The following is a 25,104-nucleotide window of genomic DNA, read 5'->3' as shown; positions in this document are numbered from 1 at the left end:
CCGGTTTCGGCGACCTGCCCGGGGGTACAGTTCCCGACATGACGGCGAACCGACCGGGTTTCACACCGTGGATGAAGTGGTTGCTGCGGGCCGGTCCCGCCGACTATGCGCTGGCGCTGAGCGTGGCCGGGGCGTCGCTGCCGGTTGTCGGCAAACACCTCGAGCCGCTGGCCGGCATCACCGCCATGGGCGTGTGGGGCGCGCGGCACGCACCCGAGGCGATCTCCGCGGCGAAAAAGGACTGGTTCACGCCGGGGATCAACGACGCGCGGCGCCGGGACCGTGAGAGCACGCGGCAGGTCTCCCTCGCGGCGTTGCGGGGGGTCGTGTCGGCGGCGGACCTCGAGATGGATTGGCCGGCGGCCGAACGGACACCGCCGATCTGGGACGGCCTGCGCCAGCGGCGCCACCTTTATCGCCGGGGCGTCCACTACGGGGACCACCCCGCACAGGTGCTCGACGTCTGGCGCCGCAAAGACCTGCCCGCGCAACCCGCGCCGGTCCTGATCTTCCTGCCGGGCGGCGCCTGGGTGCACGGCAGGTGCATGGGTCAGGGGTCCGCGCTGATGTCGCGGCTGGCCGAGCAGGGGTGGGTGTGCCTGGCGGTCGACTACCGCGTCGCGCCACACCACCGCTGGCCGCGCCACATCGTCGACGTCAAAACCGCCATCGCGTGGGCGCACGCCAACGTCGACAAGTTCGGCGGCGACCGCAATTTCGTTGCGATAGCGGGGTGTTCGGCCGGCGGCCACCTGTGCGCGCTGGCCGGGCTGACCCCCGACGACCCGGAGTACCGGGCGAAGCTGCCCGAGGGTGCGGACACGTCGGTGGACGCGGTCGTCGGAATCTATGGCCGGTACGACTGGGAGGACCGCTCCACGCCGGAGCGCGCCCGGTTCGTCGAATTCCTGGAACGGGTCGTGGTGAGAAAGTCGATCGCCCGTCATCCCGAAGTATTCCGGGCCGCCTCGCCGATCGCCCGAGTGCACCGTAATGCGCCGCCCTTCCTCGTGATTCACGGCAGCAAGGACAGCGTCATCCCGGTGGAGCAGGCGCGCAGCTTCGTCGAGCGGCTGCGGACGGTGTCGCATTCGACGGTGGGCTACCTGGAGTTGCCGGGCGCGGGCCACGGATACGACCTCATCGACGGCGAGCGCGCCGGCGCGGCGGCACACGTCGCCTCCCTGTTCCTCAACCAGGTTTATCGCACCAAGACACGGATCGGGGCAAAAGAGGTTATCTGAGCCGGCGCCGCTGAGTATGGTCCCTCTATGGGTAAGGGGCAGCGGTGAAGAGGCTTAGCGGCTGGGACTCGGTGCTGCTGTACAGCGAAACGCCGAACGTGCACATGCACACCATCAAAGCCGCCGTCATCGAACTGGACGTTGATCGGCGTTCCCTGGACGTCGACGCGTTCCGGCAAGTCATCGCCGGCCGGCTGAACAAGCTCGATCCGTTCTGCTACCAGCTCATCGAGGTCCCCCTCAACTTCCACCACCCGATGTGGCGGGAAAACTGCGAGGTCGACCTCGACCATCACATCCGTCCCTGGCGAGTGTCGCCGCCCGGGGGCCGCCGCGAGCTGGACGAAGCCATCGGGCAAATCGCCAGCACCCCGCTCGACCGCAGCCGCCCGCTCTGGGAGATGTACTTCGTGGAAGGGTTGGCCAACAACAGGATTGCGGTCGTCGGCAAAATTCACCACGCGCTCGCCGACGGCGTCGCATCCGCGAATTTGTTGGCCCGCGGCATGGACCTGCAGCCGTGCCCGGACGGCGGACCGTACATGTGCGACCCGCCCCCGACCACGCGGCAGCTCGTCGCCTCGGCGCTCGCCGACCACGTCCGCCACGTTGGGCGGCTGCCGCACACGATCCGCTACACCGCGCAGGGTTTGGGCCGGGTGCGCCGCAGCACACGCAAGTTCTCCCCGGAACTGACGCGGCCGTTCGAGCCGCCGCCGACGTTCATGAACCACAAGCTCACCCCGGAACGCCGGTTCGCCACCGCCACACTGGCCCTGGCCGACGTCAAGGAGACCGGCAAGCGGCTCGGGGCGACGATCAACGACATGGTGCTGGCCATGTCGACGGGCGCGTTGCGCACCCTGCTGTTGCGCTACGACGGCAAGGCCGAGCCGTTGTTGGCTTCGGTGCCAATGAGTTTCGACTTCTCGCCCGAGCGGATCTCCGGCAATCGTTTCACCGGCGTGCTGGTCGGCCTGCCGACCGATTCCGACGATCCGCTGGAGCGGGTGCGGTGCAGCCACGAGAACGCGATCGCCGCCAAGGAAAGCAACCAGCTGATGGGACCGGAGTTGGTCAGCCGGTGGGCGGCCTACATGCCGCCGGGCCCCACACAGGCCTTCTTCCGGTGGGCGTCCGGCCGCGATGGCCACAACAAGATCCTCAACCTGAACATCTCCAACGTCCCCGGGCCGCGCGAGCGCGGCCGCGTGGGCGGTGCGCTGGTCACCGAGATCTATTCGGTGGGCCCGTTGACCGCCGGCAGTGGGCTCAACATCACCGTGTGGAGCTATGTCGATCAGCTCAACATCTCGGTGCTCGCCGACGGGGCCACGTGCGAGGACCCGCACGAGGTCACCGACGCCATGGTCAACGATTTCATCGAAATACGCAGGGCCGCAGGGATTTCGGAGAAGCTCACCACAATCGAAGCCGCGATGGCGCCGGCCTGACCGGGTCGGCACGGTCGCTGACCGCGCGCGGGCGGTAACCCGAATCTCGCCGGGCCGTTAACGCCATTCCCGTCGACCGTTACCATCGGTCCGACAAGTCAGTAGCGTGACGAACAAGGGAGCACCGTGAGCGAAGAGGCCAACGAACCCGAAGTCCTGGTCGAACAGCGGGACCGGATCCTCATCATCACGATCAACCGGCCGAAGGCCAAGAACGCGGTCAACTCCGCGGTGGCCAACGGCCTGGCCGCCGCCGTCGACCGGCTCGACGACGAACCCGACCTGTCGGTCGGCATCCTCACCGGCGCGGGCGGCTCGTTCTGCGCGGGCATGGACCTCAAGGCCTTCGCCCGCGGCGAGCTCCCGATCGTCGAGGGCCGCGGCATGGGCTTCACCGAACGTCCGCCGGTCAAGCCGCTGATCGCGGCGGTCGAGGGCTACGCGCTGGCCGGCGGCACCGAGCTGGCGTTGGCGACCGACCTGATCGTGGCCTCCAAGGACTCGGCGTTCGGCATCCCGGAGGTCAAGCGCGGCCTGGTCGCCGGGGGCGGCGGGCTGCTGCGGCTGCCGCAACGCATCCCGTCCGCGATCGCCATGGAGCTGGCACTGACCGGTGAAAACCTGAGCGCCGAGCGCGCGCACGCGCTGGGAATGGTCAACGTCCTCGCCGAGCCCGGATCGGCGCTGGACGCGGCGATCGAGCTGGCCGAGAAGATCGCCGCGAACGGGCCGCTGGCGGTGGCCGCCACCAAGCAGATCATCGTCGAGTCCCGCGGCTGGAGCCCCGAGACCATGTTCGCCGAGCAGAACAAGCTGCTCGCCCCGGTGTTCTCCTCCAACGACGCCAAGGAGGGCGCGATCGCCTTCGCCGAAAAGCGCCCGCCCAAGTGGACGGGCACTTAATCGGTCAGATATCGCTGCAACGTCGGCCCCAGCCGGCCGACCAGGTCCTCGATGCTGGTCGACGCGAGCGGCTCGATCTTCAGCTGGTAGCGCGCGAAGGCGAGCCCGGCCAGGTGGCTGGCCACCAGCTCGACCCGTAGCTCGGCATCGGCAACCCCGAATTCCGTCGCGACCCGTTCGGCGATCGGGCCGGCGAGGCTGTCGTGCAACACCTTTCGCGCCTCGGGGTGGATCGCCGCCGAACGCCACAGCGTCAGGAAGGGCTCGAACACGGCGCCTTGTTCCCAGTGCTCGAGGAAGCGTCGCGCCAGCCGTTCGCCGACCCGTTCGGTCCCCTCGTCGAGCAGCGTGGCCAGCTGGTGCAACGGGTGCTCGGGACCGGTCAGCGTGGACGCGGTGAACAGGCCTTCCTTGTTGCCGAAAAAGTAGTAGACCATCGCGACGTCCACACCGGCGTCGGCCGCGATCGCGCGGACGGTGGCCCGTTCGTACCCGTCGCGCATGAAGCGTTCGCGCGCCGCCTCGATGATGCGCTGTCTGTTCACTTGGCCGGTGCGCCACCGGCCGGCGCGCCGCGCTGCTGGCATGCGCACCAGAATACTTCAACAAGCGTTGGCGAATGCCGTCGCGCGGCGTACCGTTAGTTGTTGAACGGAGGTTGAAGTATTAGCTGAAGGAGGCCTTCAATGGTGACGAGGACGCGGCGACGCCTGTGGTGGCGCCACCTGATGTCGGTCCTGCTGTTCCCGGTGACGATGACGCTCGTGGTGCCGGCCGTCATCGTCGGCACGGCCGGCGTGCGCGCGCCGCGCCTGGATGCCGCGCCGACGATCGCGCTGATCACGGTCGGCTGCGTGCTGATCGCCGCCGGGCTGGCCCTGATGATCTGGACGAATGTGCTGTTCGACCGGGTGGGCGAGGGGACGCTCGGGCTGGGCAACGTGATGGGGGAGCCGGTCCATCTGGTGGTGCGGGGCCCGTATCGGCACGTGCGGAACCCGATGATCACCGGCGTGCTGTGCATCCTGCTCGGCGAGGCGGCCATCATTGCGTCGGGCCCGCTATTGCTTTGGTTCGCAATCTTTTTCACGTTCCAGGCCATCGCCATTCGGTTCTGGGAGGAGCCCCATCTCGCCGAGCGCTACGGCCGTGAATACGTCGACTATCGAAGCAACGTGCCGCGCTGGATCCCGCGGGTCTCGGCCTGGGATCCGCCCGCCCGCTCCTGAGGCGGTGGCGGGCGCCCGGCACCGATCGCAACTCGGGGTTCCGGTCCCACCTTTGCCGTCGAGGGACCCGCCGTGACCAGGGCGCCCGTCGCGCGGCAAGCTCGGCATCGAGGGACAATCCGGCTGAGTTACACTGCAGACGAGATTTGTAAAGGGCCGGGAATCCAGAAGGATCGAGGATGAGCATTTCGTTGCTGCTCGAGATGGCCGTGTCCGGCGACGCCGAGCGCACCGCGGTGGTGTCCGGCGATTTGCGGCTGACCACGCAGCAGCTCAGCGATCTTGCCGACGGCGGCGCGGGGGTGGTCGCGGCCTCGGGAGCCAAGCACCTGGTGTACGTGGGCACCGGCGGCGCGATGCTGCCGGTGTTGATCTTCGCCGCGGCGCGCGCCGGGGTGGCGTTCACGCCGATCAATTACCGGCTCTCCGCCGAGGGCATCCAGGCGCTGATCGAGCGGCTGCCCGAGCCGTTGGTGGTGGTCGACGGTCGCTACCGGGAGATGATCGGCGGCGTGTCGGACCGGGTGATGGTGTCCGACGACTTCCTCGACGCCGCCGGCGGTGCCGAGCCCGCGGCGGAATTCCCCGATCCGGACGCCGTCGCGATCGTGCTGTTCACGTCGGGCACCACCTCGCAGCCCAAGGCCGTCGAGCTCTCGCACAACAACCTGACCAGTTACGTCACCGGGACGGTGGAATTCGGGGCGGCCGCCGACACCGATGCCGCGCTGATCTGCGTGCCGCCGTACCACATCGCCGGGGTCAGCGCCGCGCTGTCGAATCTGTATGCCGGCCGCAAGATGGTGTACCTGCCCAATTTCGATGCGCAGGAATGGGTTCGGCTGATCAACACGGAGAACGTGACCACCGCGACGGTGGTGCCGACCATGCTCGACCGCATCGTCACGGTGCTGGAGAACGGGGACGGGCCGGCCATCGAGTTGCCGTCGCTGCGCAACCTCGCCTACGGCGGCTCCAAGGTCGGTTTGCCGCTGGTTCGCCGGGCCCTCGAGCTGCTGCCCGACGTGGGCTTCGTCAACGCCTACGGCCTGACCGAGACCAGCTCGACGATCGCGGTGCTGACACCCGACGACCATCGCGCGGCGCTGGCGGCGTCGACTCCGGAGGGCGCGCGGCGGCTGGGGTCGGTCGGGCAGGCGGTGGCGGGCATCGAGCTGCAGATCCGCGACGAGGCCGGCAACGTGCTGCCGCCGGGCGAGACCGGTGAGCTGTTCGTGCGGGGCGAGCAGGTCTCGGGCCGCTATACCGGGATCGGTTCGGTGCTCGACGAGAACGGCTGGTTCCCGACCAAGGACATCGCCATGCTCGACGACGAGGGCTACCTGTTCATCGGTGGGCGCAGCGACGACACGATCATCCGCGGCGGCGAGAACATCGCGCCCGCCGAACTCGAAGAGGTCCTGGTCGAGCACCCCCACGTGCGGGACGTCGCCGTGGTCGGGGTCGAGGATCCGCAGTGGGGCCAGGCGATCGTCGCGGTGGTGGTGCCGGCGCCGGGCGTCGACCCCGACCCCGCGGAACTGCGCGAATTCGTCCGCAAGAGTTTGCGCGGATCACGCACCCCCGACGAGGTAGTGTTTCGCGACGAGCTGCCCACCACCGCCACCGGCAAGGTGTTGCGGCGGGAGATCATCCAGACCCTCACGGAATTGCGCTCCGCGCCGGCCCAGCAGTAAGCGATCAAGGACGGAAATCAATGATCAAGAACGGAACTCGTCTCGCCAGCCAGGTATGCGACACCCAGGTGATCGTCGTCAGAAGCGCGGACAGCCTCGACGACCTGCGGTGTGGCGGTGCGCCGATGGTGCCGGTGGGCGCCGAGCGCTCGGGCGAACTGGACCCGGCGTTCTCCGACGGCACGGTCATGGGCAAGCGCTACGTGGACGAATCCGGCGCCGAGGTGCTGGTGACCAAGCCCGGCGCCGGAAGCCTGAGCATCGGGCAGACCGCGCTGCACCTCAAAGAGGTCAAGCCGCTACCCGCGAGCGACTGACGACGTCACTGCGAGCCGGCAGGCTTGCCCGGGATCTTGTTCCGGAGAACGAATTCCTTTGCCTTGATCAGGAATTCGAGCTGCTCACCCACTTGGTGTAGTGGGCCTGCGTTGCGGGTCGACCGCGACAGGACGATGGCGCCCTCCAGCGCGGAGATCGACATCACGGCCAGCGACGCGGCGTCAGCGTCGTCGAAGCCGTCATTGACGAACGCGCGGGTGAGCGCGGTGCACCAGCGGCCCAGGATCGCGCCGGCCTCGGTGGAGAGCTTGGGCCCGTCACCGTCGGAACACCCGATCGCCGCCGCCACCACCGGGCAGCCGGCGGTGAAGCCGCCCTCGGTGAGCAGCCGCTCCCAGTACCCGACGAACTCGGCCAACAACTCCCGGGCGCCGCGCCCGGCGGCGTCGTCGATCAGGGCGGTGATGGAGTCGCCGGAGTAGCGCAGCGCTTCGGTCAGGATCTGATTGCGCCCGTCGGGAAAGTGGTAGTAGACCGAGCCACGCGGGGCGCCACTGCGGGCGAGCACCGCGTCGATCGTCACGCCCGCGGCGCCGCGCTCACGCATCACCTCGGCGGCGCTGGCCAGCATTTTTGTCCGGGTGTCCCCGCGCTTCGTCGGGGCGTCACCGATAGTCGGCACTGTCGTACCTCCCGAGGCTGGCGTCATGCAGCGTGCGAGTGGCGCAGCGCCGGCCAGTGCATATGACGCGGGCTGAAGCGGAATGTCCGGCGCCGCAACTCTGGCATCTCGCGGGTGAATTGATAGCCGGCGACGTTGAGCTCAATGATCCACATGGTGTTCTCCCGGCCTGTGTGCGGCCCTTGATTATGCTAAGAACCATATAAGACATCCGTAAATTAAGCAATTTCTCAGGCGAAATGTGACGTACGCCGCACAAACAGGGCGCGTCGGCGCGGCGGTCCGCACTTGCGGCCGCGTGAACCGGCCGAAAATATGCTCTATTGCATAACCGCTAGAACGCGGCCAGGGACGGCCCCCCAAACGCCGAACGCGCACCCACGGCGAAAAATCGGCAGATATCTCGCCCTGCGTGCACGTTCGACGCGGGATTTAGCTTTCGATCGTGTGGCCCATCGGCATCAGCACGCTCTTCTGCTGGGTGAAGTGCTCGACGCCCTCGGGTCCGTTCTCGCGGCCGATGCCGGAGTTCTTGTAGCCGCCGAACGGGCAGCACGGGTCGAACGCGTACCAGTTGATCGCGTACGTCCCGGTGCGGATCTTCTCCGAGACCTCGATGCCCCGCTGCACGTCGGCGGTCCACACGCTGCCGGCCAGCCCGTACACCGAGTCGTTGGCGATCTTGATCGCATCCTCCTCGGTGTCGTAGGGGATGATCGAGAGCACCGGCCCGAAGATCTCCTCCTGGGCGATCGTCATCTTGTTGTCGACGTCGGCGAACACCGTCGGCTGCACGAAGAAGCCGCCGGCTAGGTCCTCGCGCCCCTCGGGGCGCGAGCCGCCGCACACCAGCCGCGCACCCTCCTCGATGCCCTTGGCGATGTAGCCCTCCACCCGGGCCCGCTGCTTCTCCGAGATCAGCGAACCGATCTGGGCGGCCGGGTCCGACGGCAGGCCCACCGGCAGCGCCTGCACGAAAGTGCTTACCGCGTCCACGATTTCGTCGTACCGCGAGCGCGGAGCCAGGATGCGGGTCTGGGCCACGCAGGCCTGCCCGGTGTTCATGATCCCGGAGAACACCAGCATCGGGATCGCCGAAGGCAGGTCGACGTCGTCGAGGACGATGGCCGCCGACTTCCCGCCCAGCTCCAGGGTGCACGGCTTGAGCATGTCGGCGGCGCGACGGCCGATCTCCTTGCCCACCGCCGAGCTGCCGGTGAAGGAGAAGATGTCGACGTCCGGGTTGGAGGTCAGCGCCTGCCCGGTCTCGATCCCGCCGGGCACCACCGACAGCACGCCCTCGGGCAGCCCCGCCTCGGCGAACGCCTCCGCCAAAGCGTTTGCGCTCAGCGGTGTTTCGGCCGCCGGCTTGAGCACCACCGTGCAGCCGGCCAGCAGCGCCGGGCCCAGCTTGTTGACCGCCAAAAACAGCGGCACGTTCCAGGCCACGATCGCGCCCACCACGCCGATCGGCTCGCGGTGGACGATGCTCTGCCCGTAGCCGCCGGTGCGGACCTCTTTCCACTTGACCTGGTCGACGGCCGGGCCGGCGAAGAAGTTCAGCGCCCCGATCGAGCTCATCCAGTGCATCGTTTCGACGCTCGTCGGAGGCTGGCCGGTCTCGGCCGCGAGCAGCTGGGTGAACAGGTCCTTGCGCTCCTCCATCACCTTGAGCGCGTTGGCGATGACGGCGGCGCGCTCCTTCGGCGGCGTGGTCGGCCACGGGCCGTTGTCGAAGGCCGCGCGGGCCGCGGCGACGGCGGCGTCGACGTCGGCCGCGGCGGCCAGCGGCACCTTGCCGACGTAGTCACCGGTGGCCGGACAGGTCACCTCGATCACCTCGGAGGTCGACGGTTCCGTCCACTTGCCGCCGATGAAAAGCTTGTCGTATTCGGTCTTAGCGTCTGTCATCTTCCGCCACTCCTCCTGCTTGTTCAGATCGCACTGCCCTGTCATCGTCGTCGGCGGGCATGCGCGCCACCCTACCCAAGCCAGGGCAAAACGAGAACACGTTTCACTCTTGGGGTTGCAGGACCAGCACCAGATTGCTCACCAGGAACTCGCGCAGCACCGGCACGCCCGTCAGCCACCACGCCCATCGCGGGTGGTAGCGGGGAAATGCGGCCAGCGCGGCGCCGGTGTTCGCGGCCCACGTCAGGCCGTCGGCCGCCGACACCTCGAACAACGACGACCCGTAGTTGTTTTTGGCGGGATGGCCGTGCTTACGCGCGTAGCGCGCCGCGGCGCGCTCGCCCCCCAGGTAGTGGGTCAGGCCCATCTCGTGTCCGCCGAACGGGCCCAGCCAGACCGTGTAGGACAGCACGGCCAGCCCGCCGGGCCGGGTCACTCGCAGCATCTCGGCGCCGAGTTGCCAGGGCCGCGGCACGTGTTCGGCGACGTTGGACGACAGGCAGATGTCCACCGAATCGTCGGCGAACGGCAGCGCCATGCCCGACGCGCGCACGAAGCTTCCCCCGGCCGCCGCGTCGGCGGGTCCGGCCGCGTGCATCTCGCCCGGGTCGGGCTCGACGCCGACGTAGTCGAGCCCGGCGCGGGCGAAGGCCGTCGCGAAGTAGCCCGGCCCGCCGCCGACGTCGAGCAGCGTGCGGCCGGCGGGGGAGTCCGCGTGGGCGGCCCACCACAGGTCGCTCACCATCGCCACGGTGTCGGCGGCCAGCGCGCCGTAGAAGCGGGCGGGATCGGTCTGCTCGTAGCGAAACTCCGACAGCAACCGCACCGAGCGGGCCAGCGTCGCCCGGCGAGCGAAGAGGTCGGTCACGGCCACCGGCCAACCCTACGGCCGGGCGCGCAACCGGGCGCACACATAGTGTGGCGGCAAAGAGGGTACGGAAGCGACGAAGACCCAGACGACGGCTCCGACGAAGGTGGCTCAGGCAGCGAAATGGATGTTCCCGATTGGGTGTGGGCCCTGACCGTCTTGGCCATCGTCGGGCTGTTGGCCTTCGACTTCTTCTTCCATGTCCGCAAGGCGCACGCCCCGACGCTGCGGGAGGCCGCGCTGTGGTCGGTGGCCTACGTCGGCATCGCGCTGTTGTTCGGCGTCGGGCTGCTCGCGTTCGGAGGACACGAGGAGGGCCCGGAATACTTCGCCGGGTACGTCACCGAGAAGGCGCTCTCGGTCGACAACCTGTTCGTCTTTTTGATGATCATGGTCAGCTTCCGGGTGCCGCGCGAGGATCAGCAGAAGGTGCTGCTGTTCGGGATCGTCTTCTCGCTGATCGCGCGGACCGGCTTCATCTTTCTCGGCGCCACGCTGATCAACACGTTCGCATGGGTCTTCTACCTGTTCGGGCTGATCCTGTTGCTCGCGGCCGGCGGCGTGCTGCGGCCCGACGAGCGCGAGGAATCCCGCAAGGCCGACAACGTCGTCATCCGGATCGCGAAGAAGGTCCTGCACACCACCGAGCACTATGACGGCGACAGGTTGTTCACGATGGTGGATGGCCGGCGCGCGATGACGCCGATGCTGCTGGTCATGGTGGCCATCGGTGGAACGGACATCTTCTTCGCGCTCGACTCGATCCCGGCGATCTTCGGCCTCACCCAGAACGTCTACATCGTGTTCACCGCGACGGCCTTCTCGCTGCTGGGCCTGCGCCAGCTGTACTTCCTCATCGAGGGCCTGCTGGACCGGCTGGTCTACCTCTCGTACGGCCTCGGGGCGATCCTGGGCTTCATCGGCGTCAAGCTGATCCTGCATGCGCTGCACGAGAACAACGTCCCCTTCATCAACGACGGCGAGCCGGTCTCGCTGGTCGAGATCAGCACCTACCTGTCGCTGGCCGTGATTGTCGGCGTTCTGGTCGTCACCGTCGTGGCCTCGTTGCTGAGCCCCATGGGCAAGGCCCGGACGGCCATCGCCGGCGCCCGGCGGCACGCGACGGCCTACCTCGACTCCGAATACACCCACGACGCGGGCGAACGCGAGCGCATCTTCCGCAAGCTGCTGGACGAGCGCGACCAGATCCTCGCGCTCGGTCCCAAGTACCGCCAGCTGGTCCGCGACGAGCCGGCCCTGATCGACCTGTTCGACCGCGCGGCCGCCAAGCACGACGAAGCCGTCGGCCGCGGCGAGGCCGAGCCGTTCGTCAGGATGGGCCTGACCTCCTGAGAAGTCGGCCGCCGGCGCGCGCTGTGTAGGGTTGCGCTCTAGTGTTCGACTCCCTGCTTGACGCGCTCGGCAACTCGTGGTGGGCGTATCCGCTGATCCTGGCCTCCTGCACTTTCGACGCTATCCTTCCCCTGTTGCCGAGCGAGACGGCACTGCTCACCGGGGGAATCCTCGCGGCCAACGGCTCGATGCTGCTGGGCTGGGTGATCGTCATGGCGGCCATCGGCGCGTTCGTCGGCGACAACCTCGCGTACGCGATCGGTCACTCGGCCGACGATTGGGCCCGCCGCTGGATCACCCGCGGCGAGAAGGGGAAGCGGAGCCTGGACTGGGCGCATCGGGAATTGGACCGCCACGGTGGCCCGCTGGTGATCGTGGCGCGGTTCCTCCCCGGGGGCCGGACGGCCACCACCATCGCCTGCGGCGTGCTGGATTTTCCCTACCGCCAGTTCGTGGTGTTCGACGCAATCGGCGCCGTCGTGTGGGCGACGCTCAACACGATGATCGGCTACATCGGCGGCAACACCTTTGCCGACAACACGATTGCGGCGTTCGCGGTGTCGTTCGCGGTGGCGCTGGCGCTGGCCGGAGTCATCGAACTGATCCGATGGCTGCGCCGACGGGCCCGCCGGCAGGCGCCGGCGCGGCCCTAGCGGCCTCGCCATGGCGCACCGACCGATTCCCATTAGGCTGACCGGTGATGTCTGCTCTGCGCTCGGTCCTGCTGCTGTGCTGGCGCGATACCGGGCACCCGCAGGGCGGCGGTAGCGAAGCCTATCTGCAGCGCATCGGTGCCCAGCTGGCCGCATCGGGGACCGACGTCACGCTGCGCACCGCCCGCTATCCGGGCGCGGCGCGCCGCGAAATCGTCGACGGTGTGCGGATCGACCGCGCCGGTGGCCGTTATTCGGTGTACGTCTGGGCGTTGCTGGCGATGGCGATGGCCCGGCTCGGGTTGGGTCCGCTACGGAGGGTGCGGCCCGACGTGGTCGTCGACACCCAGAACGGCCTGCCCTTCCTGGCCCGGCTGGTCTACGGCCGCCGCGTGGTGGTGCTGGTGCACCATTGCCACCGCCAGCAGTGGCCGGTGGCCGGACCGGTGCTCGGCCGGCTCGGCTGGTTCGTCGAGTCGACGCTCTCGCCGCGGCTGAACCGGCGCAACCAATACGTGACGGTGTCGCTGCCGTCCGCGCGCGACCTGGTCGCCTTGGGTGTCGACGGCGCCCAGATCGCGGTGGTGCGCAACGGCCTGGATCGGGCGCCGGGGCAATCGTTGTCGGGCCCGCGTGCGGCCGCGCCGCGGGTGGTCGTGCTGTCACGGCTGGTTCCGCACAAGCAGATCGAGGACGCGCTGGAAGCGGTGGCGCGGCTGCTGCCGCGGATACCGGGTCTGCACCTCGACATCGTCGGCGATGGCTGGTGGCGCGGGCGGCTCGTCGAGCATGTGGGGCGGCTCGGCATTAGTTCGGCGGTGACGTTCCACGGTCACGTCGACGACGTGACCAAACACCATGTGCTGCAAGGGGCTTGGGTACACGTGCTGCCCTCACGCAAGGAGGGCTGGGGTCTGGCGGTCGTCGAGGCGGCCCAGCACGGGGTGCCGACCATCGGCTATCGATCCTCGGGCGGCCTGTCGGACTCGATCGTCGACGAGGTGACCGGGATCTTGGTCGACACCCATGCCGAGCTGGTGGACCGGCTCGAAGAACTGCTCGCCGATCCGGTGCTGCGCGACCAACTGGGCATCAAGGCGCACACCCGATGCGGCGAATTCTCCTGGACGCAAAGCGCCGACGCGATGCGCAGCGTGCTGGAAGCGGTGCAATCCGGCCGCACGGTCAACGGCCTAGTCACCGGGCGGGGTTGACCGGGTTCGGCGCCGCCACGCTCCGATCCCCGCGCCGGCACCGCCCATGATCAGCAGCGCCAGCCACGCCAGATGGGCGATCGTCGTCGCCGTCCGGCGATCGGCGGGCACCCCGGCGCTCTGGCCGCCGATCCGATAGAGCGCGATCTCGTTGTCCCGGTGGACCGGCGCCAGCGCGCCCAGCGTGCGGGCGGCCGCCCCCATGTCGCCGGCGCTGCCCGATTCCACCACCAGCCAGCCCACACCGGCCGCGGCCAGGGCCGACGGGTCTGGTCCGGTCAGCAGCAGCTCCTGCACGGCCCGGGCGTGCGCCCCCTCGCCGGGAATGCTGGTCCCCGAGATCACCAGGTCGCCGCTGGTCAGCACCTCGGCACGGACCCAGCGCGGCAGCGGGTCCAGCACCGGCGCGGCCCCCGACCAGAAGAAGAGACGCATCGTCCCGGCCGGCAACACCGCGACCGCGGCCGGTTGTGCGTTGATCGCCGCGGCGACGGCGGCCCAGCCGCGCGGATAGTGCACCGGCGACACCTTGCCCCCCACACCCCAGGCCAGATCGGGCAGCGCCAGCAGCAGCGCCAGGCAGCAGACCAGCGCCGCCGCAACGTCCGCCGGGGGCGGCACCCACCGTCGCAACGTCACCACCGCGCCGGCGCCCGCCAGGCTGTAGCCGGGCACGGCGAGCGCCACCCACTTCTGCCCGTCGCGCAGCACGCCGAACCCGGGCACGGCGTCGACCACCGCGCCCAGCAGATGCAGGCCCGGCCCGGTGGCCAGCGCCGCGGGAACCAGCACCGACACCGCAGCCAGCACCAGCAGCGGAACCGCCACCGGACGGCGGGCGACCGCCGGCAGGCCCGCCGCCACGATCCCGAGCAGCACCACGGCCGAGGACACGGCGAAAAGCGTGGCGCGCGAAGCGGGTACGGCGTCGCCGTTCCAGATTCCGCCGAGGCTGGCCAGGCTGGCGAGCGTGCCCAGGCCGGGCTCGGCGCGCGCCGCGAACGCCTCGACCCCCAGCCGGTTCGCCGCGGTGTGGGCGGTCAGCGAAGCGCCCAGCGCCGACGCGACCAACCACGGCAGCGCGGCCACCACCGCGACGCCGAGGGCCGCCGCGGCGCACCACCGGCGCGGCCAGGGCCCGGCCGTGCCGTCACCCGGGGCGGCCACGCAGACCAGCGCCACCGTCGCGGCCAACAGCAGCCCGGTCGGGGTCAGACCGGCCAGCGCGATCCAGAAGGCCAGCCCGAAGAACGAGCCGGATCCCGCGCGCAACGTCAGCATGGCCGTCGCCACCCAGGGCAGGCAGCCGTAGCCGACCAGCAGGCTCCAATGGCCCTGCAGAAGACGTTCGGCGACATAGGGATTCCAGATCGCCAGCGTGATCGCGACGAACTGCCCGGGCGCGCCCGCAGGCGGCAGGGCCACCTCGACGAGCCGGGCCGCGCCCCAGCCCGCCAGCCACAACCCCACCACGAGCAGCGCTTTGACCACGATGCCGCCGTCGACCACATGCGAGGCGAGCGCCACCGCGAAATCCTGGGGGGTGGCGCGCGGCGCCGAGGTCAACCCCAGGGCGGTGTCGGACAGGTATGACCGCGGCGTCGAGACGGCGTCACGCAGCAGCAGGTACCCCGGGGCCAGCAGCGGCCCGACCACCAGCAGCGCCAGGACCAGTGCGTACCCGGGTCGGGTCCAGCGCACGGTTACCGCATCCGGGCCGGCTATTCGCGGTCGTGCGGGCCGGGCGGATTCGACTCGGTGGGCCCGGCCTCGGTGGGCTCGTCGGGGCCGGACGGTCCGGGGGCCCCGGGTGAGCCGGCCGAGCCGGGCGGATCGCCGCCGGGCTCCTGGCGCAGATCGGGACGCTGGGTGGGCAGCTTCTCCGTCTCGGCCTCGGCCCCGGGCACCGGCTCCTCGAGGCCGCTGCGGCCGAAGAAGTCCTGATCGCCGCGATCCAGTCCGGGGTCGGTCAACGCGCTCTCGCTGCGCAGGCTGAACGAGGCGAGCAGCCCGCCGCCGACCAGCGCGATCAGCCCCACCGCGGTGAACGTGATCGGCAGCACCCGCGACCACAGCGCCAGCCGGTCGCGCTCGTCGCGGGCCGCGTTGACCTGGGATTCGACGGTGTCCTCGTTCGAGGTGACCTTGTAGTCGGCCAGCGTGAGCTCCGGCTTGAGCGGGTCCCGGGCGAAGTAGTGGTCGGCGTGCTCGGTCTGCTTGACGATGGTGCCCGACACCGGGTCCACCCAGAACGTGCGCTGCGCCGCGTAGTAGCGGGTCATGGTGATCTGTTCGTTCGGATCGCCGCCCTGGACGCCCCACATCGACGCCGACGTGGTCTGCTTGGCGTCCTCGTTGCCGGCCAGCAGCGACGGGTACGCCACCGGGGCCACCAGCTTGCCGTCGGCGTTGTAGCCGACGTTCTGCGTGAACTTGTAGGTGGTCAGCCCGTTGACGTCTTCCTCGGTGTCGTAGTTGACGTCGAACGGCTTCTGGGCGATCGGATCGAAGTAGGGATAGGTCTTCTTCTCGGTGTGGAACGGGAACCGGTACGACAGCCCGTCGTGCCGCAGCGGCATCGCCGTGGGCGGGTTCTCGTCGTTGACGGCGCGCGGCTTCTGGACCGAGCCGCCGGTGTGGGTGTCGTCGGAGACGGCCAGCGCGGTCTTGCGGTTGAGCGTGACGGTGTCGACGATCGCCAGCAGCAGCCCGCTGTCCTTCTGCTTGTCCGTGCGCCGCAACGAACTTCCGACCTGCAGGGTGACCACGTCGGCGTTGGCGGGCGACTCGACGCTGATCTGCTGCTGGGAGACCAGCGGCACGTTCTGGTTGACGACGACGTGGTCGGTGGACAACGACGCGGAGTCCAGCGCCGTCCCGGTGCCGTCGCCGACCAGCGTGGCGTCGAGGTCCAGGGGGACCTTGGTGATCCTGCTGGTGGTGTACGTCGACAACAGCAGCGCGGCGATCAGCAGGGCGGCTCCGAGTCCGATGATCCCGCATGCGGCGAACCGCAACATGACTGCTCGGTTCACGTCGCTGTGCCCTCCTCATGTCCTTGCATTTCTCAGCCGCGACCCGACCCGAGCGAGCAGCCCGGGGCAAACTCGTTTGACCCTAACAGCAGAAAGTAAGGCGGCGGCTTACGAACCTGATGCTCGTGCGGGCGGGTCCTTCGGGTGTACCCATTCGCCGGGCAACCCAGCACGGGCACACTGTGGTGGTGGGCGACGACCAGCGGGTGGGCGGGGTGCGCAGCTTCCTGCCGGCGGTGGAAGGGATGCGCGCCTGCGCGGCGATGGGCGTGGTGGTCACCCACGTCGCCTTCCAGACCGGGCACTCCAGCGGCGCCTCCGGCCGGCTGTTCGGCCGGTTCGACCTCGCCGTCGCGGTGTTCTTCGCGCTGTCGGGGTTTCTGCTCTGGCGCGGACATGCCGGGGCGGCAAGGGATCTGGGCCCCCGCCCGGCCACCGCCCATTATCTGCGGTCCAGGGTCGTGCGCATCATGCCCGCTTACGTGGTGGCGGTCGTGGTGATCCTGACGCTGCTGCCCGACGCCGACCACGCCAGCCCGACGGTGTGGCTGGCCAACCTGACGCTCACTCAGATCTATGTGCCGCTCACGCTGACCGGCGGGCTGACCCAGATGTGGAGCCTGTCGGTCGAGGTCAGCTTCTATCTGGCGCTGCCGGTGCTCGCGCTGCTGGCCCGCCGGCTCCCGGTGCGCGCGCGGGTGCCGGCGATCGCCACGCTGGGCGCCCTGAGCTGGGCGTGGGGCTGGGTGCCGGGCCACGCGGCCGAGGGCGTCAACCCGCTCAACTGGCCGCCGGCGTTCTTCTCCTGGTTCGCCGCCGGCATGCTGCTGGCCGAGTGGGTCCACAGCGGCGTCGGGTTCCCGCACCGCATCGCGCACCACCGCCTGGTGATGGCCGTCGTCGCGGCGGCGGCCTACCTGGTCGCGGCGTCGCCAGTGGCCGGCCCGGAGGGTCTGGTGCCCGGCACGCCCGCGCAGTTCGCGGTGAAGACCGCCATGGGCGCGCTGGTGGCCTTCGCGTTGGTCGCGCCGCTGGTGCTGGACCGGCTCGACACGCCGCACCGGATCTTGGGGACCGCCGCGATGGTCACCCTGGGCCGCTGGTCCTACGGCCTGTTCATCTGGCACCTGGCCGCGCTGGCCATGGTGTTTCCGGTCGTCGGGACGTTCCCGTTCACCGGCAACATGCCGACGGTGTTGGTGCTGACCCTGGTCTTCGGGTTCGCGATCGCCGCCGTCAGCTACGCGCTGGTGGAGTCGCCCTGCCGAGAAGCCTTGCGGCGCTGGGAGAAACGCGAGCGACCCGCAGATTCCGCGCAGGCCGTCGATGCGGAGGCGGACGCGATCGCGCCCTAGCCGCTGCGGTCCGTCTATCGTTTCCAGCGCGTCAGCGCCAACCGAAGGGCAGGTTCACCGGCGCTGACAGGCTGATACGTTCGTCGGGGTGCGCACGAGATTCGACTTCGACTTGACAACGGCATCGCCTCATGGGGTCGTCGAACTCATGACCGATTTCTCGCCCAACCGGCCGCACCGCTGGCCGGCATTGTCGGCCAAGGCGTTCGAGGTGTATCACGTCGGCGAGACCGAGGCCGACGTGCGCGAGGGCCAAGACTTTCCGAAGGTGTGGGCCACATGGCACTACGACTGGACGAAGCCGAATTCGGTCACACTGACGGTCGTCGAAAGCGATGCGCAGGCGCCGGGCAGCTTCATGACGCTCGAAGCCACGCCCAGGCCCGGGGGTGGCAGTTCCGTGCACGGCGTGTGGGAACAGACCTCGGCGAATCTGACCGGCCTGATCGCTGTCGCGATGATGCGGTTCGCCGGACCACGATTGCTGTCGTCGTACTACAAGAAGGTGTACGACGGGTTGGCGGCCTGACGTCTATCGGTGTCCACCTAGTGTCGCGAGTCGTTAATTCGCTTGCAGTAGTTGGCGACGGATTCGAGGATTTGGTCGGCGGTTTTGGTCCAGACGTAGGGGCGCGGGTTGTCGTTCCAGTTTTGGATCCAGGCGCGGATGTCGGTGTTGAGTTGGCGTACCGAGGTGTGGGTGCCGCGGCGCAGTTTCTTGGTGGTCAGTTCGGCGAACCAGCGCTCGACGAGGTTGAGCCAGGACGAGCTGGTCGGGGTGAAGTGCAGGACGAACCGTGGATGGGCGGTCAGCCAGCGTTTGACCTGGGGCGTCTTGTGCGTGGAGGCGTTGTCCAGCACGACGTGGCAGTCGAGGTCGGCGGGGACTTCGGCGTCGATCTTTTTCAGGAAGGCCAGAAATTCCTGGGCGCGGTGACGCGAGTGCAGCGCGCCGATGACCTGGCCGGTGGCCAGATCCAGGGCGGCATACAGGCTCGATGTGCCGTGGCGCACATAGTCGTGGCTGGCCCGCGCCGGGGTGCCGGGCAGCATCGGGAACACCGGTGCGGTGCGGTTGAGCGCCTGGATCTGAGTCTTCTCGTCCACGCAGAGCACGACCGCACGTTCGGGCGGGTTCAGATACAACCCGACGACGTCACGCACCTTGTCGACAAATAACGGGTCCTTGGAAAGTTTCCACGAATCCTGTTTGTGCGGAGCCAATCCGAACGCCCGCCACACCCGCGACACCATCGACTGGCTCAACCCCAAATGTTGGGCCATCGACCGCGTCGACCAGTGCGTGGCATCGAGCGGCGCGGTCTCCAGCGTCGCGGTGATCAACGCTTCGATCCGCTCATCACCGACCACCCGGGGCCGACCCGGCCGCGGCTCGTCGAGCAACCCGTCGAGGCGATCGGTGGCGAATCGATTGCGCCACTTGGTCACCATTCCCCGCGTGATACCCAGATCGTGTGCTATCGCGGTATTACTCGAATCCCCTTCGCAGGCAAGCACGATCCGTGACCTCAGGGCCAGCGCCTGGGCGCTCTTCGGGCGGCGCGCCCATCCCCGCAACTGATCGCGTTCTTCATCGGACAACACCACAGGCACAGCAATCGGACCCGGCACAGGCCAAGTCTACTATCCGGATGCGGATTAACGACTCACGACACTAGACGTCTGCTGGTGCTACTGGCATGACACACCGCTAGCTGGGCACGGCTTCGATGACGCAGAGCGGGCCTGCCGTCTGCACCACGCGCTGCAGTCGGAATCCGCCCTGTCGGAGTAGGTCGGTCCACTGCGTGAGGCTGCGTTCCAGTGCGCCCGCCATTACGAGCATCTCCATATCGGCGTAGTGGCCCAGGAATTCGCGGTCGTGATCGGGGACGACCATCTCCAGCAGCAGCAGCGTCGCGCCCGGAGGGGCCGCGGCTTTGATGGTGCCCAGGATCGCGATGGCCGTGTCATCGGGCCAGTCGTGGATGACGTTCTTCATCACATAGGCGTCAGCGGCCGGCACGCTTTCGAAGAACGACCCGCCCGTCACAGTGACTCGGTGGGCGACACCGTGCGCGGTCAACACCGGTTGCGCCCCGTCGACTGCCTCGGGGAGGTCGAACAGCACGCCGCGGGCATCGGGGGCGGCGGTGAGAATCGACGACAGTAACCGGCCGTGGCCGCCACCGATGTCGGCGATGACACCGAATTGGGTGAAGTCGTAGGCGGCGACCACCGCCGCCTCCAGCACCGACGACGTGGAGGTCATGGCGCTGTTGAAGATCTCCGCGAACTCCGGGTCGTCGCGGAGATAGTCGAAGAAGTCCTTACCGAACACTTTTGAGGGGTTCGGCTCTCCGGTGCGCACCGCGTCGGCCAGCCGCGTCCAGTTCGCCCGGTGCTGCGGCGAGCCGAATAGCAGGGCGGCCCCACGCGTCGAGACCGGCGAATCGGTGCGCAACGTGTCGGCCAGCGCGTTCAGTGCGAAACGGCCGTCGCGGCGCCTGCGAAACACGCCGCGGCTGATCAGCAACCGCATCAGCCGCGCCACGCTGTCCGGGTCGGCCCCGATGCGCCCCGCCAGTTCCTCCTTGGTCAGCGGGCCCGCGGCCAGCGCGTCGGCGATACCCAGCTGCGCGGATGCCGAGATGGCCTGCGACAGAAAGGCTCCGAAGATGAGATCGATGACCGCGATCGGCGGAGGCGCCAGTCGCTGGTGTAGCCGCCCCACGTGATGACGGACTCGTTCGACCGCGCGAGCCACCCGGGCGGGCGGCAGTTTCGGGGTCGATGTCGGTGACTTAGGCGGCATCGTTCTCCATTACCCGGTGATGACAGGACTCGACAAGTATCACTTCTTGCTCTCGAGCGCCCCCCGCCGCCTCATATCGGGTGGCTTGCCGTCGATTTCGAAGGTGTCGGGTCAGCGGGCTTCCGCGGTCTGAAGCCGTTGCAGGATCCGGTCCCGGACCGCCGAGCGGCGGGCCTTGCCGGCGTCGTCACGCAACGGGGTGTCGACGAATTCAATGAAGTCGGGGCCGGGTGGAACCTTGTACGCCGCCAGGTGTTCGCGCAGGAAAGCCTGCACGCCAACGGAATCCAGGGTGGAGCCGTCGGCCGTGTGCACCAGGGCGTAGGGCACCTGGCCCAGGTCCCCGTGCGGAACTCCGACGACCAGACACGACAACACCTCCGGGTGCGCCGACAGCGCGTTCTCGATCTCGGCGGGGTAGACGTTGCGGCCGCCGACGGTGAACATGTCGACGCGGCGGTCCGACAGGTACAGGAAGCCGTCGTCGTCGAAATACCCGAGGTCGCCCAGCGAGTCCCAGCCGTCGCGGCTTTTCGCCGTGGCGCCGACGTAGCGGTAGGTGGGCGCGCTGTCGGGCCCGGGCCGCATGTAGATCTCGCCGACCACACCGGGCGGGCACGGGTTGCCGTCGTCGTCGAGCACCTTCATCTCGCCGGCGACGACCACGCCCACCGAACCCCGGTGCGCCAGCCACTGGTCGCCGGAGATGAAGGTCAGCGCCTGTAATTCGGTGCCGCCGTAGAGTTCCCACACTTTCTCCGGGCCCAGCAGGTCGATCCACGCCTGCTTGATGGCCGGCGGGCACGGCGCCCCCAGGTGCCAGAACCGCCGCAGCGAGGACAGGTCGTAGGAGCCGGGGTCGGCGTGATAGACCGGCAGCGTCCGCTGCATGATCGTCGGCACCGTCGTCAGGAACGTGACGCGATGATCGGTGATCAGCCGGAGGAACTGAACCGGATCGAACCGGCTCATCAGCACCAGGTGATGGCGCATCAGCAGGGCGATGGTGGCCGTGGTGAAGCCCGTGTTGTGGCTCAGCGGCACCGGCACCAGCGTGGTGTCGCCCTCCTGGGCGCCCAGCGGGTAGCCGATCAGCGGCGGTATCCGGCTGTCGCCGCCGGATTCGATCAGCTTGGGCCGCCCGGTGCTGCCGCCGGATCCCATCGCCTTCCACACCGGCGACACCGCCTCGGGCAGCGCGCCGTCCGGCAGCGCCGGATTGGGCACGAAACCCGCTGGCACACAGGGGAATTCGACATGATCACGCCCCACCAACAAGGCCGGTGGCCGCAATTCGAGCAGGCCCGCCAACTCCGCGTCGGGCAGCCGAGCCGACAGCGGCTGGGGCACCGCGCCCAGCTTCCAGCAGGCCACGGCGGCCTGGATCCACTCGATCGAGTTCGGCAGCACCATGGTCACGTAGTCGCCGACACCCACGCCCCGCTCGGCGTAGGCCCGGGCCAATCGATTCGTCGAGCGGTCGAGCTCGGCCCGGGTCAGGGTCACCCCGTCACAGGTGACGGCCGGCTCGTCGGGGGCGAGTTGGGCTAGCTGCGAAATCTGGGTGCCGATCGGCGGGACCGGCTCACTCATAGCCACCCTGACGCTCGAAGATGCGGCGCGGATTGTCGACCAGCATGGTGTGCAGCTGCTCGTCGGTGACGCCGCGCTCCTTGAGCGCGGGGATGACGTCGTTGTGGATGTGCAGGTAATGCCAGTTCGGGGCCATCTGCGGCACCAGCTCTTCGGGGAGCGCGTCGAAGTAGCAGTTGGCGTCGTGGGAGAGCACCATCCTGTCGGCGTGCCCACGCTCGCACATCTCCGCCACGATCCGCACCCGCTCCTCGAACGGCGAGATCACGTCGAGGCCGAACCGATCCATGCCGAGGTAGGAGCCGGCGGAGATCAACTCCTCGAGGTAGCCGATGTCGGTGCTGTCGCCGGAATGGCCGATCACCACCCGGGTCAGGTCGACGCCCTCCTCCTCGAAGATGCGTTGCTGCTCGAGGCCGCGTCGCAGTCCGGCGTGGGTGTGCGTGGAGATCGGCACCCCGGTGCGTTTGTGCGCCTGGGCGACGGCGCGCAGCACCCGCTCGACGCCGGGGGTGATGCCGGGCTCGTCGGTGGCGCACTTGAGGATTCCGGCCTTGATGCCGGTGTCGGCGATGCCCTGCTCGATGTCGCGGACGAACATCTCGGTCATGATCTCCGGGCCGCCCAGCAGCCCGCCGGGGCCCTCGTAGTGGAACCGGAACGGCACGTCGTTGTAGGTGTAAAGCCCGGTCGCCACAACGATATTCAGCTCGGTGGCCGCCGCGACGCGGGCGATGCGCGGGATGTAGCGGCCCAGGCCGATCACCGTGAGGTCGACGATGGTGTCCACGCCGCGGGCCTTGAGCTCGTTGAGCCGGTCGATGGCGTCGGCCACCCGCCGTTCTTCGTCGCCCCAGGCTTCGGGATAGTTCTCGGCGATCTCGGTGGTCATGATGAACACGTGCTCATGCATGAGCGTGACGCCCAGTGCGGCGGTGTCGATGGACCCGCGGGCGGTATTGAGTTCTGACACGCCACTGATGCTAGGTCGACGGGCACGTGACGAACAGGGTCGTTTTGTTCCGGTGCGCCCCGACGGCCGCGCCGTTGCAGTACCGTCACCCTCGTCTGCGTCGAGAACCGCTGGGAGTCCCGCCATGTTGCTCAATCCCAATCACCTGCAACGCCAGTACCCGGACCGCCGCTCCGCGGAGATCATGGCCTCGACGGTGGACTTCTTCGAGTCCCGGGGCAAGGCGCGGTTGAAGTCCGACGACCACGAACGGGTCTGGTACTCCGAGTTTTTGGACCACATCGGCCGCGAGCGCATCTTCGCGTCGCTGCTGACGCCCTCGGACTACGGGGTCGACGATTGCCGCTGGGACACCTACCGGATCAGCGCGTTCGCCGAGATCGTCGGCTTCTACGGGCTCAACTACTGGTACCCCTTCCAGGTCACCGCCCTGGGCCTGGGCCCGATCTGGATGAGCGCCAACGCCGACGCCAAGCGCAAGGCCGCCGGGTTGCTCGAGGCCGGCGAGGTGTTCGCGTTCGGCCTGTCGGAGCGGACGCACGGTGCCGACGTCTACCAGACCGACATGAACCTGGCGCCCTCCGACGGGGGCTGGGTCGCCAATGGGGAGAAGTACTACATCGGCAACGCCAACGTCGCCCGGATGGTCTCCACCTTCGGCAAGTTCGCCGGCACCAACGAGTACGTGTTCTTCGCCGCCGACTCCCAGCACGAGCGCTACGACCTGATCAAGAACGTGGTGAACTCGCAGAATTACGTCGCCAACTACGCGCTGCGCGACTACCCGGTGACCGAGGCCGACATCCTGCACCGCGGCACGGAGGCCTTCCACGCCGCGCTCAACACCGTCAACGTCTGCAAGTACAACCTCGGCTGGGGCGCGGTCGGCATGTGTACCCACGCGATGTACGAGGCGGTCACCCACGCGTCCAACCGCATCCTGTACGGGACCGTCGTCACCGACTTCACGCATGTGCGGCGACTGCTCACCGACGCGTATGCGCGGCTGGTCGCGATGCGGATGGTCGCCACGCGCGCCTGCGACTACATGCGCAGCGCGTCGGGCACCGACCGCCGCTACCTGCTGTACAGCCCGCTCACCAAGGCCAAGATCACCAGCGAGGGCGAGCGCGTCATCACCGCGCTGTGGGACGTCATCGCCGCCAAGGGCGTGGAGAAGGACACCATCTTCGAGGCGATGACCCGGGAGATCGGCCTGCTGCCCCGGCTGGAGGGCACCGTCCACATCAACATCGGGCTGCTGGGCAAGTTCATGCCCAACTTCCTGTTCGCGCCCAGCACCGAATTGCCGGTGCTTCCGCGCCGCGACGACGCGGCCGACGACTCGTTCCTGTTCGACCAGGGCCCGACGGGCGGCCTGGGCAAGGTGCGCTTCCACGACTGGCGCGCGCCGTTCGAGAGCTTCGGCCACCTGCCCAACGTCGCGCTGCTGCGCTCGCAGGTCGACGTGCTCGCCGAGATGCTGGCCAGCGCCACTCCGGATGCCGCGCAGCAGAAGGACATCGACTTCGCGTTCGCCGTCGGTCAACTGTTCGCCACGGTGCCCTACGCCCAGCTCATCTTGGAGGAGGCCGGGCTCTCGGGCTCCGACAAGAGCATCGACGAGGGATTGCTCGACGAGATCTTCGCCGTGCTGGTCCGCGACTTCAACGCCTACGCCGTGGAGCTGAGCGACAAGCCCGCGACGACGGACGCCCAGGCACGCTACGCGATGCGGATGATCCGCCGCCCGGTCCACGACCCGTCGCGGTACGCGCAGATCTGGAAGGAGCACGTCCTTCCGCTCAGCGGCGCCTACCAGATGCGCCCCTAGGTTCGTTGCGCC

Annotated in this window: 23 protein-coding genes; 12 read left to right on the top strand and 11 right to left on the bottom strand. The window is 68.7% G+C overall.

What is annotated here, in order from left to right:
• Positions 1–38 precede the first annotated feature (38 nt).
• The 3 genes from W7S_RS24305 to W7S_RS24295 all read left to right on the top strand — a co-directional run bounded on the left by W7S_RS24305 (position 39) and on the right by W7S_RS24295 (position 3,601).
• Entirely contained in the window at positions 39–1,244 is a 1,206-nt protein-coding gene (locus W7S_RS24305; RefSeq protein ID WP_014385999.1) for an alpha/beta hydrolase, read from the top strand.
• A gap of 44 nt (positions 1,245–1,288) precedes the next feature.
• Entirely contained in the window at positions 1,289–2,698 is a 1,410-nt protein-coding gene (locus tag W7S_RS24300) for a wax ester/triacylglycerol synthase family O-acyltransferase (RefSeq protein ID WP_014712514.1), read from the top strand.
• Positions 2,699–2,824: 126 nt separating this feature from the next.
• Positions 2,825–3,601: a crotonase/enoyl-CoA hydratase family protein gene (locus W7S_RS24295; protein WP_014712513.1), complete on the top strand. Its 777-nt coding sequence runs from the start codon at positions 2,825–2,827 to the stop codon at positions 3,599–3,601.
• Here W7S_RS24295 and W7S_RS24290 read toward each other — a convergent pair.
• Positions 3,598–4,188, bottom strand: a complete 591-nt coding sequence (locus W7S_RS24290; protein ID WP_041298117.1) for a TetR/AcrR family transcriptional regulator — start codon at positions 4,186–4,188, stop codon at positions 3,598–3,600. The genes W7S_RS24295 and W7S_RS24290 overlap by 4 nt on opposite strands.
• 141 nt (positions 4,189–4,329) lie before the next feature.
• On the opposite strand from W7S_RS24290, the gene W7S_RS24285 reads away from it, so the two are divergent.
• From W7S_RS24285 to W7S_RS24275, 3 genes are all read left to right on the top strand, one after another.
• Positions 4,330–4,830: an isoprenylcysteine carboxylmethyltransferase family protein gene (locus tag W7S_RS24285; protein WP_231504810.1), complete on the top strand. Its 501-nt coding sequence runs from the start codon at positions 4,330–4,332 to the stop codon at positions 4,828–4,830.
• Between the two features lie 179 nt (positions 4,831–5,009).
• Positions 5,010–6,527 carry a class I adenylate-forming enzyme family protein gene (locus W7S_RS24280; RefSeq protein WP_008261848.1) on the top strand — a complete coding sequence of 506 codons (1,518 nt, stop codon included), beginning with the start codon at positions 5,010–5,012 and terminating at the stop codon, positions 6,525–6,527.
• Between the two features lie 20 nt (positions 6,528–6,547).
• A complete protein-coding gene (locus W7S_RS24275) occupies positions 6,548–6,844 on the top strand; it encodes a hypothetical protein (protein ID WP_008261847.1) in 297 nt (98 codons plus the stop codon).
• Positions 6,845–6,849: 5 nt separating this feature from the next.
• Here W7S_RS24275 and W7S_RS24270 read toward each other — a convergent pair whose 3' ends face one another.
• The 4 genes from W7S_RS24270 to W7S_RS24260 all read right to left on the bottom strand — a co-directional run bounded on the left by W7S_RS24270 (position 6,850) and on the right by W7S_RS24260 (position 10,273).
• Positions 6,850–7,515, bottom strand: a complete 666-nt coding sequence (locus W7S_RS24270) for a TetR/AcrR family transcriptional regulator (protein WP_172417544.1) — start codon at positions 7,513–7,515, stop codon at positions 6,850–6,852.
• Entirely contained in the window at positions 7,512–7,643 is a 132-nt protein-coding gene (locus W7S_RS27730) for a hypothetical protein (protein ID WP_014381414.1), read from the bottom strand. Before W7S_RS27730 ends, W7S_RS24270 begins: the two co-directional genes overlap by 4 nt.
• Positions 7,644–7,920: 277 nt before the next feature.
• Positions 7,921–9,399, bottom strand: coding sequence for an aldehyde dehydrogenase (locus tag W7S_RS24265; protein WP_014712510.1), 1,479 nt, complete (start codon positions 9,397–9,399; stop codon positions 7,921–7,923).
• 103 nt (positions 9,400–9,502) lie between these two features.
• Positions 9,503–10,273 (bottom strand): class I SAM-dependent methyltransferase, encoded by a 771-nt coding sequence (locus W7S_RS24260; RefSeq protein WP_014712509.1) that lies wholly within the window; start codon positions 10,271–10,273, stop codon positions 9,503–9,505.
• Positions 10,274–10,390: 117 nt separating this feature from the next.
• Here W7S_RS24260 and W7S_RS24255 point away from each other — a divergent pair, with 117 nt between their 5' ends.
• From W7S_RS24255 to W7S_RS24245, 3 genes are read left to right on the top strand one after another with little or no spacing between them, the layout of a single operon-like run.
• Positions 10,391–11,620, top strand: coding sequence for a TerC family protein (locus W7S_RS24255; protein WP_014712508.1), 1,230 nt, complete (start codon positions 10,391–10,393; stop codon positions 11,618–11,620).
• A gap of 41 nt (positions 11,621–11,661) precedes the next feature.
• Complete coding sequence (locus W7S_RS24250) at positions 11,662–12,273, top strand: DedA family protein (protein WP_014712507.1); 612 nt, start codon at positions 11,662–11,664, stop codon at positions 12,271–12,273.
• 47 nt (positions 12,274–12,320) lie between these two features.
• Complete coding sequence (locus W7S_RS24245) at positions 12,321–13,487, top strand: glycosyltransferase family 4 protein (RefSeq protein ID WP_014712506.1); 1,167 nt, start codon at positions 12,321–12,323, stop codon at positions 13,485–13,487.
• On the opposite strand, the gene W7S_RS24240 is transcribed toward W7S_RS24245, so the two are convergent.
• Together W7S_RS24240 and W7S_RS24235 are read right to left on the bottom strand one after the other, a co-directional pair.
• Positions 13,467–15,188: a hypothetical protein gene (locus W7S_RS24240; protein WP_014712505.1), complete on the bottom strand. Its 1,722-nt coding sequence runs from the start codon at positions 15,186–15,188 to the stop codon at positions 13,467–13,469. The two genes, W7S_RS24245 and W7S_RS24240, sit on opposite strands and share 21 nt — an antisense overlap.
• A 20-nt stretch (positions 15,189–15,208) precedes the next feature.
• A complete protein-coding gene (locus W7S_RS24235) occupies positions 15,209–16,522 on the bottom strand; it encodes a DUF3068 domain-containing protein (RefSeq protein WP_014712504.1) in 1,314 nt (437 codons plus the stop codon).
• A gap of 119 nt (positions 16,523–16,641) precedes the next feature.
• Between W7S_RS24235 and W7S_RS24230 the strand changes: the two genes are divergently transcribed.
• Positions 16,642–17,877 (top strand): acyltransferase, encoded by a 1,236-nt coding sequence (locus W7S_RS24230; RefSeq protein WP_085976464.1) that lies wholly within the window; start codon positions 16,642–16,644, stop codon positions 17,875–17,877.
• Positions 17,878–18,025: 148 nt separating this feature from the next.
• Positions 18,026–18,406 carry a hypothetical protein gene (locus W7S_RS24225; RefSeq protein WP_014712502.1) on the top strand — a complete coding sequence of 127 codons (381 nt, stop codon included), beginning with the start codon at positions 18,026–18,028 and terminating at the stop codon, positions 18,404–18,406.
• A gap of 17 nt (positions 18,407–18,423) precedes the next feature.
• Here the strand turns inward: W7S_RS24225 and W7S_RS24220 are convergent, their stop codons facing one another.
• The 4 genes from W7S_RS24220 to W7S_RS24205 form a co-directional block, all read right to left on the bottom strand.
• Positions 18,424–19,509: an IS630 family transposase gene (locus W7S_RS24220; RefSeq protein WP_036429555.1), complete on the bottom strand. Its 1,086-nt coding sequence runs from the start codon at positions 19,507–19,509 to the stop codon at positions 18,424–18,426.
• A 79-nt stretch (positions 19,510–19,588) separates the two neighbouring features.
• Positions 19,589–20,611, bottom strand: coding sequence for a methyltransferase (locus W7S_RS24215; protein ID WP_014712501.1), 1,023 nt, complete (start codon positions 20,609–20,611; stop codon positions 19,589–19,591).
• A gap of 192 nt (positions 20,612–20,803) precedes the next feature.
• The gene (locus W7S_RS24210) at positions 20,804–22,285 is read right to left on the bottom strand and encodes an AMP-binding protein (protein ID WP_008261833.1); all 1,482 of its coding nucleotides are present in this window, start codon (positions 22,283–22,285) and stop codon (positions 20,804–20,806) included.
• On the bottom strand, positions 22,278–23,258 hold the full coding sequence (locus tag W7S_RS24205; RefSeq protein ID WP_008261832.1) for a phosphotriesterase: 981 nt from the start codon (positions 23,256–23,258) through the stop codon (positions 22,278–22,280). The genes W7S_RS24210 and W7S_RS24205 overlap by 8 nt, the downstream gene beginning before the upstream one ends.
• Before the next feature lie 124 nt (positions 23,259–23,382).
• On the opposite strand from W7S_RS24205, the gene W7S_RS24200 reads away from it, so the two are divergent.
• Positions 23,383–25,092: an acyl-CoA dehydrogenase family protein gene (locus W7S_RS24200; RefSeq protein WP_008261831.1), complete on the top strand. Its 1,710-nt coding sequence runs from the start codon at positions 23,383–23,385 to the stop codon at positions 25,090–25,092.
• Positions 25,093–25,104: the final 12 nt, after the last annotated feature.

The organism is Mycobacterium sp. MOTT36Y (genome assembly GCF_000262165.1).
Lineage (GTDB): Bacteria > Actinomycetota > Actinomycetes > Mycobacteriales > Mycobacteriaceae > Mycobacterium > Mycobacterium intracellulare.
The sequence above is the reverse complement of the archived record's forward strand: the minus strand, read 5'-3'. Positions and strand labels throughout refer to the sequence as shown.